The 18,216-nt window shown below is 73.1% G+C and carries 13 protein-coding genes; 6 read left to right on the forward strand and 7 right to left on the reverse strand.

From position 1 onward, the window contains the following. Positions 1–48: 48 nt before the first annotated feature. The 4 genes from OG310_RS20115 to OG310_RS20130 all read right to left on the reverse strand — a co-directional run bounded on the left by OG310_RS20115 (position 49) and on the right by OG310_RS20130 (position 3,868). Positions 49–954: a 1,4-dihydroxy-6-naphthoate synthase gene (locus OG310_RS20115; protein WP_329457260.1), complete on the reverse strand. Its 906-nt coding sequence runs from the start codon at positions 952–954 to the stop codon at positions 49–51. After that, complete coding sequence (locus tag OG310_RS20120) at positions 941–1,687, reverse strand: futalosine hydrolase (RefSeq protein WP_329457261.1); 747 nt, start codon at positions 1,685–1,687, stop codon at positions 941–943. The genes OG310_RS20115 and OG310_RS20120 overlap by 14 nt, the downstream gene beginning before the upstream one ends. Positions 1,688–1,835: 148 nt before the next feature. Next, entirely contained in the window at positions 1,836–2,339 is a 504-nt protein-coding gene (locus OG310_RS20125; protein ID WP_329457262.1) for a DUF2771 domain-containing protein, read from the reverse strand. A gap of 26 nt (positions 2,340–2,365) precedes the next feature. Next, positions 2,366–3,868 carry an MFS transporter gene (locus tag OG310_RS20130; protein WP_329460272.1) on the reverse strand — a complete coding sequence of 501 codons (1,503 nt, stop codon included), beginning with the start codon at positions 3,866–3,868 and terminating at the stop codon, positions 2,366–2,368. 451 nt (positions 3,869–4,319) lie between these two features. Between OG310_RS20130 and OG310_RS20135 the strand changes: the two genes are divergently transcribed. The 3 genes from OG310_RS20135 (at position 4,320) to OG310_RS20145 (ending at position 10,239) form a co-directional block, all read left to right on the forward strand. Next, the gene (locus tag OG310_RS20135) at positions 4,320–5,354 is read left to right on the forward strand and encodes a DUF3027 domain-containing protein (RefSeq protein ID WP_329457263.1); all 1,035 of its coding nucleotides are present in this window, start codon (positions 4,320–4,322) and stop codon (positions 5,352–5,354) included. A gap of 724 nt (positions 5,355–6,078) precedes the next feature. Beyond that, positions 6,079–9,306: a sacsin N-terminal ATP-binding-like domain-containing protein gene (locus tag OG310_RS20140; protein WP_329457264.1), complete on the forward strand. Its 3,228-nt coding sequence runs from the start codon at positions 6,079–6,081 to the stop codon at positions 9,304–9,306. Between the two features lie 144 nt (positions 9,307–9,450). After that, complete coding sequence (locus tag OG310_RS20145; protein WP_329457265.1) at positions 9,451–10,239, forward strand: DUF5707 domain-containing protein; 789 nt, start codon at positions 9,451–9,453, stop codon at positions 10,237–10,239. Positions 10,240–10,431: 192 nt separating this feature from the next. Here OG310_RS20145 and OG310_RS20150 read toward each other — a convergent pair whose 3' ends face one another. Next, positions 10,432–13,056 carry an HAD-IC family P-type ATPase gene (locus OG310_RS20150; RefSeq protein ID WP_329457266.1) on the reverse strand — a complete coding sequence of 875 codons (2,625 nt, stop codon included), beginning with the start codon at positions 13,054–13,056 and terminating at the stop codon, positions 10,432–10,434. 173 nt (positions 13,057–13,229) lie between these two features. After that, entirely contained in the window at positions 13,230–13,571 is a 342-nt protein-coding gene (locus OG310_RS20155; RefSeq protein ID WP_329457267.1) for a DUF2530 domain-containing protein, read from the reverse strand. 317 nt (positions 13,572–13,888) lie between these two features. Between OG310_RS20155 and OG310_RS20160 the strand changes: the two genes are divergently transcribed. Further along, complete coding sequence (locus OG310_RS20160; protein ID WP_329457268.1) at positions 13,889–15,334, forward strand: NCS2 family permease; 1,446 nt, start codon at positions 13,889–13,891, stop codon at positions 15,332–15,334. A gap of 271 nt (positions 15,335–15,605) precedes the next feature. Here the strand turns inward: OG310_RS20160 and OG310_RS20165 are convergent, their stop codons facing one another. Further along, entirely contained in the window at positions 15,606–15,794 is a 189-nt protein-coding gene (locus tag OG310_RS20165) for a ribbon-helix-helix protein, CopG family (protein WP_329457269.1), read from the reverse strand. Positions 15,795–15,940: 146 nt separating this feature from the next. Here OG310_RS20165 and OG310_RS20170 point away from each other — a divergent pair, with 146 nt between their 5' ends. Then, positions 15,941–16,381, forward strand: a complete 441-nt coding sequence (locus tag OG310_RS20170) for a MarR family winged helix-turn-helix transcriptional regulator (protein ID WP_329457270.1) — start codon at positions 15,941–15,943, stop codon at positions 16,379–16,381. Positions 16,382–16,855: 474 nt separating this feature from the next. Beyond that, complete coding sequence (locus OG310_RS20175; protein WP_443078873.1) at positions 16,856–18,139, forward strand: MFS transporter; 1,284 nt, start codon at positions 16,856–16,858, stop codon at positions 18,137–18,139. Positions 18,140–18,216: the final 77 nt, after the last annotated feature.

Here is an 18,216-nt window from a genome sequence, read left to right on the forward strand (position 1 = left end):
GATCGTACGAAGCCGCCGCCCTCGGTCGTCATCGGACGACGCCCGCGATCACACGAAGCGCAGGGCGTCCTCGGCGATCGGCGGGACGAGGCCCGCTGCCGCGGCCCGCTCCAGCAGGCCCCTGATCGCCGCGTACCCCTCGTCGCCGAGTTCCGCCGTGAACTCGTTGACGTACAGGGCGATGTGCTGGTCGGCGACGGACGGTTCCAGTTCCTGCGAGTGTTCGAGGACGTACGGGCGGGAGACCTCCGGGGCGTCCCAGGCCATCCGTACGGACGTGGTGGCCGCCGACGCGAGCGCCCGCAGTGTCTCCTCGCCGAGCGAGCGCTTCGCGATGATCGCGCCCAGCGGGATCGGCAGCCCGGTCGTCGACTCCCAGTGCTCGCCCATGTCGGCGAGCGAGTGGAGCCCGTAGTTCTGGTACGTGAAGCGCGCCTCGTGGATGACGAGGCCCGCGTCGACCTTGCCGTCCCGCACGGCCGGCATGATCTCGTGGAACGGCATGACGACGATGCTGCCGACGCCGCCCGGGACGGTCGCGGCGGCCCACAGCCTGAACAGCAGGTAGGCCGTGGAGCGCTCACTGGGCACCGCGACGGTCCTGCCCGTCAGGTCGGTGCCCGCCTCCTTGGTCAGGACGAGCGGTCCGCAGCCCCGGCCGAGCGCGCCGCCGCACGGCAGCAGCGCGTACTCGTCGAGGACCCAGGGCAGTACCGCGTAGGAGACCTTCAGGACGTCGCCCTCACCGCGCTCCGCCATCCCGTTGGTGATGTCGATGTCCGCGAACGTCACGTCGATGTCCGGCGCTCCGGGCACCCGGCCGTGCGCCCACGCCTCGAAGGTGAAGGTGTCGTTGGGGCAGGGTGAGTAGACGAGCCCCAGCGGCTTCGCACCGCCGCCGGCGGGGGTCGCGGTCACTGCGGGCGCGGGGCCGGCGGCACTATCGGCACTCATGGGACGACTCCTCGAATACGGGGTTGAGCAGCGAGAACGCGCGTTGCAACGACTCCAGGGCCGCGCCGATGCGCCAGGCGGCGCGATCGCGTGGGCCCACGACGTTGGAGATCGCGCGGATCTCAGCGCAGGGCAGGAGGTGCGCGGCGGCCGCTTCCGCGACGCCGAATCCCTCCATGCCCTCGGCGGCCGCGCGCGGGTGGCGCGCGGTCAGTTCGACGGTACGCCGTGCGGTGCCGGTCACCGTCGAGACGGTCAGGACGGGCGCGAGCACCGTCGGGAAGTCCGGTGAGGCCGAGAGCCGTTCGGCCATCCGGGCGATCAGCGCGGGGGGCGGGAGGTGCGTGCCCCGGCCGAAGCCCAGTTCCTCGACGGGCAGGAAGCCGTCGGGCGTGTCGGCGCCGAGGTCGGCGGCGAGGATCGCGTCCGCCACGACGACGGCCCCGAGCGGCGCGTGGGGCGCGAAGCCGCCGCCGATGCCCGCGGAGACGACCAGGTCGTAGGGGGTGCCGGCGGCCCGGGCGGTCGTCAGGGCGATCGCCGTGGAGGCGGCGACGGCGGCCGGTCCGACCCCGCCGGCCAGCACGTCGAGCCCGGGTGCGCCCGCCGTGACGGCTTCGGCCTCGGCCGGGACGGCCGTCACCACCAGGACCCTTGGTGCCCGCTCCCGCCCCGTCGCTCCGGGTGCCGAGGGGACGGACGGGGCCTGGGGGACGGGCGAATCACTCGGCATGGGGCACATCACTCGGCAGGGGAACGGAAGGCGGGCGGGCGAGAAGCGGCGGGCGGGCGAGAAGCGGCGGGCGCCGGCCGGTGAGGGAGGCGCCGTCCCGAGCGGCGGGGCCCGGCAGGGTGCGGGGGCCCCGGCTCAGGGACGTGGTCTAGTCGCTGGTCTTCATCTTGAGTTCGAAGTGCCAGATCCCGCGGATGGAGGGGGTCTTCTTGTTGCTCTCCACGATGGCGACCTGCACGCTCTTGGGCGCCTGACCCGTCGTCTGGTCCGGCTGGAAGAACGACGCGGCCGGGATCGGACGGTAGGTGGACGTCGACGGCTGCGCCTCGGCCTGCTGGCCGTTGAGGAACAGTGCCCAGCCGTTGTCGTTGTCCGTGAGCGCGGGGTCGACGCCGAAGCCGACCGTGTCGTCGGGGCCGACGGTGATCGTGTGGTCGGCCTTCTTGGCGAGGCAGGCCTGCGCCTCGGCGGTCTGGAGGGCCTTGCCGTCGTTGTAGCAGCTGGCCTCCGTGTGGACGGAGCCCGAACCGACCGTCACGGTGGCGAGGGGCGTCGGCTTGTCGCAGGCGGAGAGCACCAGAAGCCCGGCGGACACCGCACCGAGGACGACGCCGGCCCTGCGGGCCTTGGCAGGAATGATCGCAACGGTCATGGGCGAAGATTATCGGTCCGCCGCGCTCACGCGGCGCGGGGGTGCGCCGCGCCGCGCCGGGCCGCGCGGAGCAGCCCTCGTACGGACGTGAGAGCGCCGGTCGCCATCAGGGCGGCGGCCACCGACATGCCCAGCGAGGCGTTCAGTGGCAGGGCCATCGACAGGCCGCCGCCGAGGACCCAGGCCACCTGCAGGACGGTCTCGGAACGCGCGAAGGCGGAGGTGCGGACCTGCTCCGGCACGTCGCGCTGGATGGTCGCGTCCAGCGACAGCTTCGACAGGGCCTGCGAGAACCCCGCGCCGCCGCCCACCAGGGCGACCGTGATGGGTCCGAAGAACAGTGCGGCGAGGATCGTCGCGGCCAGGGCGAGGCCCAGCATGGTGATGATGATCAGCTCGGGCCCGCGCGAGCGGAGCCAGGCGCCGACGGCCGTGCCGATCGCGTTGCCCGCGCCGGCGGAGACGCCGACGATGCCCAGCGACACGGCGGCGTTCGTCCCCGACAGCGGGTGGTCGCGGAGCAGGAAGGCGAGGAAGAACGTCAGGAAGCCGGAGAGGGCGCGGTGCGACGCGTTGGCCTGGAGGCCGTGCAGGACGGACGGGCCGACCGTGCGCAGCGACGGACGCGGCCGTTTGGCGTTCTTGTCTGACTTGTCCGCTCCGGGCCTCTTGTCGGATCGCGTGGAGGGGCTCGGCGGGGGCTCGGACCGCTCCTCCCGTTCGGCCTCTTCCGCCCGCTCGGCGCGCTCCAGCGCGGTGTGGTGCTCGACCGAGCGCTCCAGCGCGTTGTGGTGCTCCACGAGCTGGGCCCGCCGCTCACCCTTCGAGGAGTCCACTTTCGGCGGCATCGAGAACGCCAGCCACGTACCGCCCAGGAAGATCACGCAGGCCCCGTACAGCGGCCACTGGACACCCACCTGGTGCAGCCCCGCACCCAGCGGTGCCGCGACCCCGGTGGCGAGCAGCCCGGCGAGCGTCACCCGCGAGTTCGCCTTCACCAGCGGGAACTGGGGCGGCAGCAGCCGGGGCACGACGGCGCTGCGCACCACCCCGTACGCCTTCGACGCGACGAGGCAGCCGAGCGCCGCCGGGTACAGCTCGATGCCGCCGGTCGCCACGGCCCCGGACATGGCGATCGAGAGGATGGCGCGGGCCAGCATGGCGATGGCCATCGCGGCGCGGCGGCCGTGTGGGAGCCGGTCGAGAATGGGTCCGATGACGGGGGCCAGGAGGGTGAAAGGCGCCATGGTGATGGCGAGGTAGAGGGCGACCCGGCCGCGTGCCTCGTCGGTGGGCACGGAGAAGAAGACGGTGGACGCGAGCGCCACGGTGATCATCACGTCGCCCGCGCCGTTCACGGCGTGCAGCTCGATCAGCTTGCCGAGGCCCGACTCTCCGGCGCCGTGGGCGTGCGTGAACTTCCTGACACCCTTGGCCGGGCCGGTGACCGGCGCGTGCAGGGCACGACCGATCGCCCGCGCCGTCCTGCGGAGCGGACCGGACGAATCGGACGACCTGGCGGCTGCCACTCCGTCATAGTGCCCCACGGGCCCGGTGAGCGAACCGATCTCGTACGTGACAGCGCGGCGAACGATGCCGGCCGATCGGTTCGCATACGTGTTCACGTGCGCGTCTTCCTTCGGCCATGGGCGCTGGAGGGGGCCGCGCGGCGGCGCCGGTGGGTCCGTTCGTTGGGTCACGGCTCGGTTGCGACAGGGCCCGAAGTATGGGAATGGCGGCGTGCAGGTGGGCCGGGGGCTACGGACGAGGTAGCGTGCGTAGCGCGCCACCGGCGGTTGCTCGCGACCGCGCGCCTCTTCGTCATCCCGCAGAATGGTTGTGGACAACGTTGAGGTGCGCCCGGGAAGCCGGTCGGGCGACGACGTCGATGCGGCCCCATGGTCCGCTCCGCCTTCGGCCCGTAGACCGCTCACGGTCGGCGCACCCGTGCTGCTACGGCGTAGGAGAGAAGCGAGACCTGTGAGTGCTGCGACGACGCGAAGCCGTACCCCCGACCGCCTGTGCGCAGAGGCGGTAGACCTCGCGCGCTCCGCCGCCGAGGAGGTGGCCGCGCCCGGGATCGTGGGCGCGCACGTCTCGGTGGTGGCCGACGGCGACCGGGTGGTGACGCACCTCTTCGAGTGCAAGGACTTCGGCTACCGGGGCTGGCGCTGGGCCGTGACCGTGGCCCGTGCCTCCCGCGCGAAGGCCGTCTTCCTCGACGAAACGGTGCTGCTGCCCGGCCCCGACGCGCTTCTCGCCCCGGAGTGGGTGCCGTGGAGCGAGCGGCTGCGGCCCGGCGACATGGGCCCCGGCGACCTGCTGCCGACCGAGGCGGACGACCTGCGTCTCGAACCCGGTTACACGGGCGAGGACGAGGAGCCGCCGAACGCGCCGGACGAGGTCGCGGTCCGTGAGGCGGTCGAGGAGGCGCTGGGCGCTCCGACAGCGCCAGAACCCGCCCCCGCCGTCGAGCCGCCCGCCGTGGAGGGCCTGCCCGCCGGGCTGGCGTCGGGCGCGGTCGCCGACCTGGTCGAGGCCGAGGACGCCGAGCTGAACACCCCGGACCTGCCGTCGGCGGTGCCTGCGCGGGCCCGGATCGCCTCGGTGGCCGAGGAACTCGGCATGGGCAGGCCGCGTGTGCTGTCCCGGTACGGGCTGCATGCCGCGGCCGACCGGTGGGACGAGGAGTTCGGCCCGAAGACGCCGATGGCGCAGGCCGCCCCGGCTCCCTGCGTGTCGTGCGGGTTCCTGGTGCCGCTCTGCGGATCGCTGCGGCAGGCGTTCGGCATCTGCGCCAACGAGTTCTCCCCGGCCGACGGCCACGTGGTGTCCCTCGCGTACGGCTGCGGCGGTCACTCCGAGGCCGCGGTCATGCCGAAGCCGCCGGTACCGCCGCCGCCGGTGCTGGACACGGTCGGCTCGGACACGTTCCCGCTGCACCCCTCCCACGAGGAGGGCTCGGTGGCGGTGCCCGCCGAGCCGGACGACTCGGAGGACCTGGGCCACAGCTGATCGGCCGGCCGGGGCCCGGCCCCGGCTCCGGCTCGGGCCGCCCGCCTGCGGACCGCCACGGCCGAAGCCCCGGGCGACGGCGTCCCTCGCGGACCGTACGCGTCGCGCCGGCGGCCGACCGGGGTCCGTGGGGCGGCCCGGCGGTCCGTACCCGGCAGCCGTCCCGCGCGGAAGCCGCGAGTGGCGTGCGGCCGTACGCCACTCGCCCCGCACGTCCCACGAAGCGATCCCGCCCCGCTCCGCGAAGGTGACGCGCGGCCACCCCGCCGTCCCGGAGTTCCCGCTGATCAGAGGCGGGCCTGCGCGCTCTGCCCGACCGTCCCGCACGCTGGTGCGGTCCCCGGCCGGCCTCCGAGTCCTCGGGTTCCGAGCGGCCCGGCGAGCTGTCGGGACACGCGGCGGCGTCCCCGGCTCCGCGCCCGCCCGCAGCCCCCGGCGGCCCTCGCCGACCAGGTACGCACGCGGCCCGGGCCCCGGCTCCCCGCCCGGGTGACCGGCCACTCCGCGACCCCGGGTCCACCCCCGCCCCTGAGCCGGGCTCTGCCTCCGCGCCCAGGTGAGGGTGGTACGCGACGAGGGTGCCGACGGGCGGCGCCCGGCCGCGCCGGACCCCGCGGGCGGGGAGTGCGACGTGTGGTGGCGGGGTAGGGGGCGGTACCTTCGGGCCGCACGGCGCGGGTCCCTGCCCAGGGGCCGGCGGACAGAACAGAGCGGAGTCACAAACGTGAGCGTCAGGACAGGCGAAGGGGCCGACCCGTTCGGGACCGCGCGGCTGCGGCGCGGGGTGCTCGACGCCTGGGCGGCGAGCCCCGCGAGGTTCCGTGAGGACGCCAACGCCGAGGAGGACCTGGCTCTCGGCGGCTACCGGGACCGCCTCGTGGTCGAACTGGCGCAGAACGCCGCCGACGCGGCGTCCCGGGCCGGGGTGCCCGGCCGGCTGCGGCTGACCCTGCGCGGCCGGGGCGGAGACGGCGCGGGCGACGGGCCCGTCCTGGTCGCGGCCAACACCGGTGCGCCGCTGGACGCCGCAGGCGTCGAGTCGCTGTCGACCCTGCGGGCCTCGGCGAAGCGCGAGGAGGCCGACACCGAAGGCGCCGTGGGCCGCTTCGGGGTCGGCTTCGCCGCCGTGCTCGCCGTCAGCGACGAGCCGGCCGTCGTCAGCCGCACCGGCGGGGTCCGCTGGTCGCTGACCGACGCGCAGGCCCTGGCCCGGGAGGCCGCGGGCGACCCCACGCAGGACGCCGGTACCCCGCTCGCCGAGGAGATCAGGCGCCGCGACGGGCACGTGCCGCTGCTGCGGCTCCCGCTGCCCGCCGAGGGCGCCGCGCCCGTCGGCTACGACACCGCCGTGATCCTGCCGCTGCGCGACGGCACCGCTCTCGACCTCGTACGGCGGCTGCTCGCCGGCATCGACGACTCGCTGCTCCTCACCCTCACCGGGCTGGAGGAGATCGTCGTCGAGGGCGACGTGGAGCGGGAGGGCAGCCCCGAGAGCCCGGCGGGCGCGGGCGAGCGGGTGCTGCGCCGCGTCGAGGATGGCCCGTTCGTCCGGGTCGAGGACGGCGCCGAGACCCGCACCTGGCGGGTCGCGCGGCGGCACGGCGCGATCGAGCCGCGGCTCCTCGCCGACCGGCCCACCGAGGAACGGCTACGCCCGCACTGGTCGGTGACGTGGGCCGTCCCGGTGGATGCCGCGGGCGACGGCGGGCACGAGGGCGGTCCGGGCCGCCCGCGCACCGCGCCGGTCGTGCACGCGCCGACGCCCACCGACGAGCCGCTCGGCGTACCCGCGCTGCTCATCGCGTCGTTCCCGCTGGACCCGACCCGCCGCCATCCCGCGCCCGGCCCGCTCACCGACTTCCTGATCGAGGAGGCGGCGGGCGCGTACGCGGAACTCCTCGGCTCGTGGGAGCCCGTCACCCCCGGGACCATCGATCTTGTGCCCGGTCCGCTCGGCAAGGGCGAGCTGGACGGGCTGCTGCGCGCGGCGATCCTGCAGCGGCTGCCGCGCGTGGCGTTCCTCGCGCCGGCCCTCCCGACGGAGGAACTGCGCGCGCTGCGGCCGTTCGAAGCCGAGGTGGTGGAGGGCGCGAGCGCCGAGACCGTGGAGGTCCTGGCGGACGTGCTGCCGACGCTGCTGCCCGGCGGGTACGAGCGCCGCGCCGAACTGCGCACCCTGGGCGTGGGCCGGCTGCCGCTCGGCGACGCGATCGAGCGGATCGCCGGCGCCGGGCGCCCCCCGCAGTGGTGGCACCGACTGTACGAGTCCCTCGCGGGCGTCGACCCGGACCGGCTGTCCGGCCTGCCGGTGCCGCTCGCGTCGGGCCGCACCACCATCGGCCCCCGCCAGGTGCTGCTGCCGCTGCCGGGCACCGAGCCGCCCGCGGACCTCGGCAGGCTCGGTCTGAAGGTCGCGCATCCCGACGCCGTCCACCCGCTGCTGGAGAAGCTGGGCGCGCTGCCCGCCACCCCGCGGGCCGTCCTGACGACGCCCCAGGTGCGGGCGGCCGTCGCCGCGTCCCTGGACGCCGACGAGGTGTGGCACGAGGACGACGCCGCCGGTGGGGCGCCGGGACCCGAGGAGCTGGCGGAGACCGTGCTGCGCCTCGTGCGCGACGCGGCCCTCGAACCCGGTGACGAACCGTGGCTCGGCGCGCTCGCCCTGCCCGACGAGGACGGCGAACTGGCGCCCGCCGGGGAACTGGTGGTGCCGGGCAGTACGTTCGCGGAGGTCCTGCGGGAGGACGAACTCGCCTTCGTGGACGGTGAGCTGGCGGGCCGCTGGGGCGCGCGGCCGCTGGCCGCGTGCGGGGTGCTGGCGGACTTCGCGCTCGTACGGGCCACCGACGTCGTCCTGGATCCCGACGAACTGGAGCCGCGCAGCGGTGACTTCGCGGAGCCCGACGACGCGGGCCTGCTCGACGCGGTCGACGTGTGGTGCGAGGACGTCCTCGACGGGCTGCCCGAGACGCCGGTCCCGCCGGTCGCCACGGAGATCGTCGCCGTGCGTGATCTGGAACTCGTGGACGACGACGCCTGGCCCCGCGTCCTCGCGCTGCTGGCCCGGCCGCCGCTGCGCGACGCGCTGACCGAGCGCGTACGGGTCCTGCTGCCCGACGGCACCGTCGAAACGGTCCGCTCGTACACGGCCTGGTGGCTGCGCGACCACCCCGTGCTCGACGGCCGCAGGCCCGCGGGGCTGCGCGCGGCGGGCGCCGACCCGCTCCTCGACGGCCTGTACGACGAGGTCGACGCGAGCGGCTTCGAGGACGCGGAGGTGCTGCGCGCCCTCGGCGTCCGGACCACCGCCGCCGCCCTGCTGGACGAACCGGGCGGCGCCGCCGAGCTGCTGAGCCGCCTCGCCGACCCGGACCGTCCGGTGCGCCCCGCCCAACTGCGCGCCCTCTACACGGCCCTCGCGGACCTCGATCCGGAACAGGTCACGCTGCCGGACGAGTTGCGGGCCGTCGTGGACGGCGAGGTGCGGGTCGTCGACGCGGTGGACGCGGTCGTCGCCGACGCCCCCGACCTGCTGCCGCTCAGCGGGGGCATCCCGCTGCTGCCGGTCTCGCCGGCACGCGCCGCCGACCTGGCGGAACTCCTGCAGGTGCGCGGCCTCGTCGAGTCGCTCGCCGGGGCGGGACTCGCGGGGGTGAGTACGGAGGGCGAGGAGCACGACGTGCCGGAGCCGGTCCGTGTCCTGCTGGGCCCGGCCACCCCGCGCACGTACGTCGAACACGGGGAACTCGTCGTACGGGGCCCGGACGGTGACGTCGAACTCGACTGGCGCCACACGCCGGACGGGACCCTGCACGCGTCGACGCTGGAGGGCGTGGCGGCGGGTCTGGCCTGGGCGGCGGGTCAGTGGCCGCGCCGCTTCGAGGTGGCCGCGCTGCTGGAGGACCCGACGCGCACGGCGGAACTGGAGCGCGACCGCTGGTTCGACGCGTGAGGTGATCCCGGGCCAAGCCTTTGCCGGGCCCGGCAAAGGCTTGGCCAAGGGGTACAACCAAAACCACTCCCGGCATATCTGGCCCGTCGGGTCTCCTGACGCACAGGATTCCCACAGGCACTTCACAGATCATCTGGGGAACACATGCGCATACGTGTCACTGCCGCAGCCGTCGCCACCGTCGGCGGTGTGCTGGCTCTGACCGCCTTTGCCGGACCGGCCGAGGCCGCCACCGCGACGACGGCGAACACCGCACCCGTCATCAGCAAGGTGGTCGTCAACGGCGGGAAGCCCGTCGTCCTCGGCACCACCGGCGCCAAGAAGCTGTCCGTCTCCGTCACCGCGTCCGACGACTCCGGCATCCAGGACGCGGCCGGATTGCTCTACGACGGCGCCACCCCCGACGCCGCGAATGACGTGACGTACGTGATGAACGAGAAGAAGGCCACCTGCAAGGCGAGCGGCACGACCGCGGCCGTGTGCACGTTCACCATCACGGCCGATCCGGGGGAGCTGTGGAACACCGACGCCAGGACGTGGCACGTCGGCGCGGCGGCCCTTGGCAAGGACAAGGGCGTCACGGAGAAGGACACCTTCTCCACCATCGCGTTCCAGCGCGCCTCGAAGCTGACCACCGACGCCGCACCGGAGCCGGTGAAGAAGGGCGGGACGCTCACCGTCACGGGCAGACTCTCCCGCGCCAACTGGGACACCGGCACGTACGCCGGGTACACGACGCAGCCTGTGAGGCTCCAGTTCCGCAAGGCGGGCAGCTCGGCGTACACGACGGTCACCACCCTCAAGACGTCCTCCACGGGCACGCTGAAGACCACCGTGAAGGCCTCGGTGGACGGCTACTGGCACTACAGCTTCGTCGGGACGTCCACCACCCCGGCGGTCAGCGCCGCGGGCGACTACGTCGACGTCCGCTGACGCCACGGACCCGGCGGTCCGGCGGCCCCGTAACCCCGTGATCGGGGAAGCCCGCAGGCCCGCAACCCTGGGACAGGTGCGGGCGGTTGGTCCGGTCGCGCCCCTCGCGCGGCCGGACCGGCGACGGCCGGGGGCAGCGACGGCCGGACCGGCGGCGGAGCCGGGGCGGTGCGCCCCGGCTCCGCCGGGCGGTCACGTCCCGCTCTCCACCGTCCGGCGGGCGATCCACCACCACGCCGCCTCCAGCAGCACCCCGCCCACGGCGGCGATGCCCACGGCCGTCCAGGGCATGGTCTCCCCGACCAGCTTCAGCGCGAAGAAGCGCTGGAACGACGGCACCGCGAGGACCAGCAGGAACGCCGCGGCCATCGCCGCCACCAGCACCAGACGCCACCAGGTGTAAGGACGCGCGATGATGGCCAGCACCCAGAGCGACACGAGGAACAGGGTCACAGTGGCCGCGCTGGTCTCGGCGCCCAGGGTGTCGGGACCCGTCGAGTAGTGACGGGCCAGCAGGTACGTCGTGAACGTCGTGACGGCCGCGATCACCCCGCTCGGCACGGAGTAGCGCAGCACCCGCCTCACGAAGTGGGGCCGCGCGCGCTCGTGGTTGGGGGCCAGCGCCAGGAAGAACGCCGGAACGCCGATCGTGAGGGTGGACAGCAGCGTCAAGTGCCGTGGCAGGAAGGGGTACGGCACCTGGAAGCAGACGACGAACACGGCGAGCAGCACTGAGTAGACCGTCTTCGTCAGGAACAGGGTCGCGACCCGGGTGATGTTCCCGATCACCCGCCGCCCCTCCGCCACCACCGAGGGCAGGGTGGCGAAGCTGTTGTCGAGCAGCACGATCTGCGCCACCGCGCGTGTCGCCTCCGCGCCGGAGCCCATCGCCACGCCGATGTCCGCGTCCTTCAGGGCCAGTACGTCGTTGACCCCGTCGCCGGTCATCGCGACCGTGTGGCCCTTCGACTGGAGCGCCGCGACCATGTCGCGCTTCTGCCGCGGGGTGACCCGGCCGAAGACCGCGCCCGCCTCCAGGGCGTCGGCCGTCCGGGCGGGGTCGTTGGCCGGCAGCCGCCGCGCGTCGACCGTACGGTCCGCGCCGGGGAGCCCGAGCTGTGCCGCGACCGCGCCGACCGACACGGCGTTGTCACCGGAGATGACCTTCGCCGCGACGTTCTGCTCCGCGAAGTACGCGAGCGTCGCGGCCGCGTCGGACCGCAGCCGCTGCCGCAGCACCACGAGTGCCACCGGGCGCACGGCCCCGCCCGGCCCTGACGCCCCACCGTCTCCTGCCCCGATCGAGGGCCCCTCGTCCGGCCCGATCGAGGGGCCCTCGTCCGACCCGTTCCCGTCCGGTCCTGTGCGCTCCCGGGGGACGGTGTCGTCCCGCCGTGCCAGCAGCAGGACGCGCAGGCCGCGGGCGGCCCGTTCGTCCGCCTCCGGCAGCGCCGGGTCGTCGCGGCGCAGCAGGACGTCGGGCGCGCCCAGCAGCCATCCGGTCGGCACCCCGCTCTCGTCGGTGAGCACCGCTCCGCTGTACTTGCGCGCCGAGGAGAAGGGCAGGACGTCCGTGCTCCGCCATCCCTGCGGCGCCGGATACGCGGCGACGACCGCGCGCAGGCTGGCGTTCGGCCGGGGGTCGGCGGCCCCCAGCGCGCCCAGCACCCGCCGTACGTACGCCTCGTCGCGGTCCCGGTCGTCCGGGCCGTTCCGGTCCTGCCGGTCCTCTCCGTCGTCCGGGTCGTTCCGGTCCTCGGGGGCGCCGGCGGCCGTTGCCCGTCCCGCGCCGCCGAGCAGGTGCAGCTCGCTGACGTCCATGCCGCCCTCGGTCAGCGTCCCCGTCTTGTCCAGACAGACCGTGTCCACCCGGGCCAGCCCCTCGATCGCGGGCAGCTCCTGCACCAGGCACTGCCTGCGGCCGAGCCGGACAACCCCGATGGCGAACGCCACCGACGTCAGCAGCACCAGGCCTTCCGGGATCATGGGGACGATCCCGCCGACCGTCCGCGCGATGGCGTCCTTCAGCGCGTGCCGCTCCGTGACCAGCTGACTGATGATCAGGGCGACCGCCGTCGGGACCATCAGCCAGGTCACGTACTTGAGGATCAGGCTGATGCCGCCGCGCAGTTCGGAGTCGACGAGGGTGAAGCGGGAGGCCTCCTCGGCGAGCTGGGCCGCGTAGGCCTCGCGGCCGACGCGTTCCGCGCGGAACGCCCCGCTGCCCGCGACGACGAAACTGCCCGACATCACCGGTTCGCCCGCTCGTTTCAGCACGGGGTCCGCCTCGCCCGTCAGCAGCGACTCGTCGACCTCCAGGCCGTCCGCCTCCACGGTCGAACCGTCGACCACGATCTTGTCCCCAGGCCCCAGTTCGATGATGTCCCCGAGCACGATTCCGGCGACGGGGACCTCGGTCGGCGTCCCGTCCCTGCGGACGGTCGGCCGGGATTCCCCGAGCACCGCGAGGCTGTCGAGCGTCTTCTTCGCCCGCCACTCCTGCACCATCCCGATGGCGGTGTTCGCCACGATCACGTAGCCGAACAGACTGTCCTGGAACGGCGCGACGAACAGCACGAGCAGCCACAGCACGCCGATGATCGCGTTGAAGCGGGTGAGGACGTTGGCACGGACGATCTCGGTGAAGGACCGGCTGCTGCGGACCGGCACGTCGTTGACCTCGCCGCGCGCGACGCGCCGCGCCACCTCCGCGCCGGTCAGCCCGCGCCGCGCCGACGCCGGCACCCCGGCGTCGGGCGGGGGCGGGAGGGGGACGGGGTGGACGGGATCGAGCTCGGCGCCGCCGTCGTGCGTCATGGTGGTGACGGTACGGGCGCACGTGCCGCCTCACCCGTCGGACAGCGCCGTGGGCGAGGGAGTGTCGCGGTGCGGCGGGCGCCGGGCGCGCCGGCTCGTACGCGGGAGGCCCCTACGCGGGGGGAGTGGGTCCCGGAACCGGGGTCCCGGAGCCCGGGGCGGAGGGCCCTGGGTCAGTCGGTCCCGTTGCTGCGGTCGGCGGAGGAGGGCGGCTCCTGGTCGCGGGATCCGGCCGGAGATCCGCTCCCGGGCTCCGCGGCGTCGGCTGCCGCCGCATGCCTGATCGCCGCTTCCCGTGCCCGGACGTACCAGATGCCGAAGCACCCGAGGCCCGCGCCGGCCAGGCAGGTCCAGATCCACCAGGCGTGCCCGTGGTCGCTGAACCAGCCGTAGAACGGCAGCTGGCCGAGGAACATCACGAGCCAGATGATCGTGCCGCCCGTGACGGTGGCGACGATCGGCCCTTCGAGGGGTGCGGGGGCCTCGCGCTGCGGCGTCGCCGTGGGACCGGTCATGGGCCTCAGTCTATGTGGGGGGTGTCACCGGACCCTGTGGGGTCCTCGCGGGTGCTGGGCACGGGGCCGTTTCGTAGAGAGGTCCAAGTACCCGGGCGTGCTCGTGGCCGGCGAGCCGGCCGGGGGAATGTACAGGTGTGCCCCGATATATCGGGCATCTACGCGCGGAGATGGTGATCTTCACCTACTTTTATTCATACTGAAACGGTTTCCGGTTGATCGTTGACCTAATCTGCTCGTTCGAACATCCAAATGAGCAGCGCGTCCGACCGATTACGCCCCCGTCCCGCCATCGATGACGACTGAGGTCTCCACGCATGCCCTCCGCTCCGGTCGACCCCGCCGGTCTGCCTCCCGCTCCCGCGGATCCGCACAACGGGTTCGACCGCTACTTCAAGATCACGGAGCGCGGCTCCTCGATCGCCCGCGAGATCCGCGGCGGCTTCGCCACCTTCTTCGCGATGGCCTACATCATCGTGCTCAACCCGATCATCCTGGGCAGCGCGAAGGACATGTTCGGGCACCACCTCAACGGCGGGCAGCTCGTCACCGCGACCGTCATCACGGCCGCCTTCACGACGCTCCTGATGGGTGTCTTCGGCAACGTGCCGATCGCGCTCGCCGCCGGTCTCGGCGTCAACACGGTCGTGGCCCTCCAGCTCGCGCCCCGGATGAGCTGGCCGGACGCGATGGGCATGGTCGTGCTCGCCGGTCTCGTCGTGATGCTGCTGGTGGCGACAGGGCTGCGGGAGCGCGTGATGAACGCCGTGCCCGGCGGTCTCCGCAAGGGCATCGCGATCGGTATCGGCCTGTTCATCATGCTGATCGGTCTGGTCGACTCGGGCTTCGTCTCCCGTATCCCCGACGTCGCCGAGACCACCGTCCCGCTCCAGCTCGGTGGCGACGGCCACCTCAACGGCTGGCCGGTGCTGATCTTCGCGCTGGGCGCGATGCTCACCCTGGTGCTGCTGGTACGGAAGGTCCCCGGCGCGATCCTGATCTCGATCGTCTCGATGACGGTCCTCGCGATCGTCGTCAACCTGGTCGCGAAGGTGTCGGACTGGGGCCTCACGGTGCCGAAGTGGCCCGGCAACCCCGTCTCGTCGCCCGACTTCGGGCTGCTCGGGCACATCAGCCTGTTCGGCGGCTTCCACCGGGTGGGCATCCTCACCGGCGTCCTCTTCGTCTTCACCGTGCTGCTGTCGTCCTTCTTCGACGCCATGGGCACGGTCCTCGGCGTCGGCGACAAGGCCGGCCTGACGGACGAGCGGGGCCGGATCCCCGGTATCAACAAGATCCTCTTCATCGATGGCATCGGTGTCGCCGCGGGTGGCGCGAGCTCCTCGTCGGCCGGTACCTGCTTCGTCGAGTCGACGGCGGGCGTCGGCGAGGGCGCCCGGACGGGCCTGGCGTCCGTCACGACCGGCCTGCTGTTCGTGGTGTCGCTGTTCCTCACACCGCTCGCCACGATGGTGCCGTCGCAGGCGGCCACCCCCGCGCTGGTCGCGGTCGGTTTCATGATCCTCGCCGGTTCGATCAGGGACATCGACTGGAGCGACTACTCCATCGCCATTCCGGCGTTCCTCGCGATGGTGATAATGCCGTTCACCTACTCGATCACGAACGGCATCGGCATCGGCTTCATCTCCTTCACCGTGCTGCGCCTGGCGCTGGGGCGCGGCAGGGAGGTGCCGGCCCCGATGTACGTGGTGTCGGCGGTCTTCCTCTTCTACTACCTGATGCCGGCGCTCGGACTCGCGTGAGCGTGAGCGGGCCCGGCGCAGGGCCCGGTGGTGCGGTACCCGTACACGAGTAGCGCGTCCGCGGCCGTGAGTACGGCCGGCGGTGCGGGTGTGGGCCCGCGGGATGTCCGGGCCCCCGGGGCGGACGTGCGGTCCGCCGGAGATTCGTTTCTCCGGCGGACCGCACGTTTTTCGGCCATCGGGGGCGGCAAGGGAGGCGGCCACGGCCCCGGTCCGGCGCCGTGGCCCCGGAGCGCTCACCGCACGCCGGTCACCACGCGCGCCTCACGGCTCACCCGGTGGAGCTCCGGTAGAACTTCTCCGTCTCGTCGACGGCCGTCTTGAAGCGCTCGTCGAAGTCGTCCCGTACGAGCGTTCTGACCACGTAGTCCTGCACGCTCATCCCCCGTCTGGCCGCGTGGCGCCTGATCCGGTCGAGCAGCTCACCGTCGATCCGCAGGCTGAGCACTGTCGATCCCATGTCGGCAAGCGTCCGGCCCCGGTACGGACCTTCGGGAGGGTTTCCGGAGGAGTCTCACTCGTACGAGTGAACTGTGTGGGCGATGCCACCCCGAGATGGATGCATGCGGGTGGTACTTAGATTGAGTAATGAGTTACTCTAAATACATGCCTGACCTGTCCCACGGCGCCGAGGACGACGCCGCTGTGAACTCCCTGCGCTCCGCCGTCATGCGGCTGGGGCGGCGGCTCAAGCACCAGCGTGTGGACGAGTCGCTCAGCCCCACCGAGATGTCGGTGCTGGGCACGCTGCGCCGGTGCGGCTCCGCCACACCCGGCGAACTGGCCCGCAAGGAACACGTCCAGCCGCCGTCGATGACCAGAATCGTGGCATTGCTGGAAGCCAAGGGGCTTGTCAGGCTGGAACCGCACCCCGACGACCGTCGGCAGAAAGTGGTCAGCCAGACCGAGCAGGCCGAGGCGATGCTCGAAGAGAGCCGCCGCAAGCGGAACGTCTGGCTGGCTTCTCTCACCGAGGGCCTGGACGAGGACGAGTGGGCGAAGCTGCGCGCGGCCGCCCCGGTCCTGGAGAAGCTCGCCGACCTGTGAGGTCTCACGGGTCGCGAGCGGCGGACACCGGAGCCGCGCCGCGACAAGCACGTGTGCCATCGCGTGCTGCCCGAACACGCCGCCGGTGACGGCGGCGCCGCACCATCGCGTAACCGCTGAGGAGGCGAACGCACTTTGAGTACGGGATCCGGAGCAGACTCCGCCCCCGCACCGCACTCCGCCCACGACACAGAAGACAGTTCTCCCAGTACTCCCAGCTCCCCCGGCACTCCCGGGGCCCGCCCCGGGACCGCCATATCCGGCGACGGTACGGACGCCGACTCCGTATCCACCGCCGCTCGGACGGCGCAAGCGGCCGGCGAGGGCCTCGCGGCGGCCGACGCCGTCACCGATCCCCCCGCCCCGGACGCACCCGCCACGGACACCGCGCCCGCCTCCGGCTCCCCTTCCGCCCCCGACGCCGGCAGCGGCGACACGGGTGCGGCGGCCCTGCCGGACACCGCGCCCGGCGGCATGTTCTCCTCTCTCAAGATCCGCAACTACCGGCTGTTCGCGACCGGTGCCGTCGTGTCCAACATCGGTACGTGGATGTCCCGCGTCACGCAGGACTGGCTGGTCCTCAGCCTCACCCACTCCTCGGCCGCCGTCGGCATCACGACGGCCCTCCAGTTCCTGCCGATGCTCCTCTTCGGCCTCTACGGCGGCGTCCTCGTGGACCGCTATCCGAAGCGCAGGCTGCTGCTCGGGACGCAGGGGGCCATGGGCCTGTGCGGTCTCGTCCTGGCGACACTCACGCTGTCCGGACACGTCCAGGTCTGGCACGTGTACCTGATCGCGTTCCTCGTCGGTGTCGTGACGGTGGTGGACAACCCGACACGGCAGTCGTTCGTCTCCGAGATGGTCGGCCCGAACCAGCTGCGGAACGCCGTCAGCCTGAATTCGGCCAACTTCCAGACCGCGCGCCTGGTCGGTCCCGCCGTCGCCGGTGTCCTGATCACCTCGGTCGGCAGCGGCTACTCGTTCCTCTTCAACGGCCTGTCCTTCCTCGCACCCCTCACCGGACTGCTCCTCATGCGCTCCGGCGAACTGCACAAGGGCCGGCTCGTGAAGCGGGGGAAGGGGCAGCTCAGGGAGGGCCTGCGGTATGTGAAGGGGCGGCCTGAGCTGATCGCCCCGATCGTCCTCGTGGGTTTCGTGGGGACGTTCGGCTTCAACTTCCCGATCTGGCTGACGGCGTTCGCGAACAACGTCTTCCACGGGGGCGCGGGGCTGTACTCGTTCTTCAACATCCTGATGGCGGCGGGCTCACTGATCGGCGCGCTCCTCGCGGCGCGCAGGCGCTCGACGCGGCTGCGGCTGCTGGTCTTCGCGGCGGCCGCGTTCGGGCTGCTGGAGGTCCTCGTGTCCTTCTCGCCGTACGTCTGGCTGTTCTGCCTGGTCCTCGTGCCGATCGGCATGATGGGCATGACGACCAACATCAGCGCGAACACGACGGTGCAGATGGCCGCCGAGCCCGCGATGCGGGGGCGCGTGCTGAGCCTCTACATGATGGTGTTCGTCGGCGGCACCCCCATCGGCGGACCGCTGCTGGGCTGGGTGACCGACAGGTTCGGCGCCCGCGTCGGCTTCCTGGCGGGCGGCGGTGTCACGCTGATCGCCGCGCTCGTCGTCGGGTTCGTCCTGGTCAAGGTCGTCGGCGTACGGCCGCGGATGGGCGTGCGCAGGGGACTGCCGTACGTGGAACTCGTTCCGCGCGAGGGCAGCCGCAGGGAGGCGGAGCTGGCCTCTGTCGGGTGATCCCGGCTCCCGGTGCGAAAGGGCGGGCGGCGCGTTCGGCGCGGCCCGCCCTTTCGCACGTCCGGGGGCGGGCACCG

This window comes from Streptomyces sp. NBC_01497, assembly GCF_036250695.1.
GTDB lineage: Bacteria > Actinomycetota > Actinomycetes > Streptomycetales > Streptomycetaceae > Streptomyces.

What these genes read in the sequence shown, in the direction of transcription:
- OG310_RS20120 (WP_329457261.1), bottom strand. Translation starts at nt 1,687, where the DNA reads ATGCCGAGTGATTCGCCCGTCCCCCAGGCCCCGTCCGTCCCCTCGGCA.
- OG310_RS20150 (WP_329457266.1), bottom strand. Translation starts at nt 13,056, where the DNA reads ATGACGCACGACGGCGGCGCCGAGCTCGATCCCGTCCACCCCGTCCCC.
- OG310_RS20170 (WP_329457270.1), top strand. Translation starts at nt 15,941, where the DNA reads ATGCCTGACCTGTCCCACGGCGCCGAGGACGACGCCGCTGTGAACTCC.
- OG310_RS20175 (WP_443078873.1), top strand. Translation starts at nt 16,856, where the DNA reads ATGTTCTCCTCTCTCAAGATCCGCAACTACCGGCTGTTCGCGACCGGT.
- OG310_RS20145 (WP_329457265.1), top strand. Translation starts at nt 9,451, where the DNA reads ATGCGCATACGTGTCACTGCCGCAGCCGTCGCCACCGTCGGCGGTGTG.
- OG310_RS20160 (WP_329457268.1), top strand. Translation starts at nt 13,889, where the DNA reads ATGCCCTCCGCTCCGGTCGACCCCGCCGGTCTGCCTCCCGCTCCCGCG.
- OG310_RS20125 (WP_329457262.1), bottom strand. Translation starts at nt 2,339, where the DNA reads ATGACCGTTGCGATCATTCCTGCCAAGGCCCGCAGGGCCGGCGTCGTC.
- OG310_RS20165 (WP_329457269.1), bottom strand. Translation starts at nt 15,794, where the DNA reads ATGGGATCGACAGTGCTCAGCCTGCGGATCGACGGTGAGCTGCTCGAC.
- OG310_RS20115 (WP_329457260.1), bottom strand. Translation starts at nt 954, where the DNA reads ATGAGTGCCGATAGTGCCGCCGGCCCCGCGCCCGCAGTGACCGCGACC.
- OG310_RS20155 (WP_329457267.1), bottom strand. Translation starts at nt 13,571, where the DNA reads ATGACCGGTCCCACGGCGACGCCGCAGCGCGAGGCCCCCGCACCCCTC.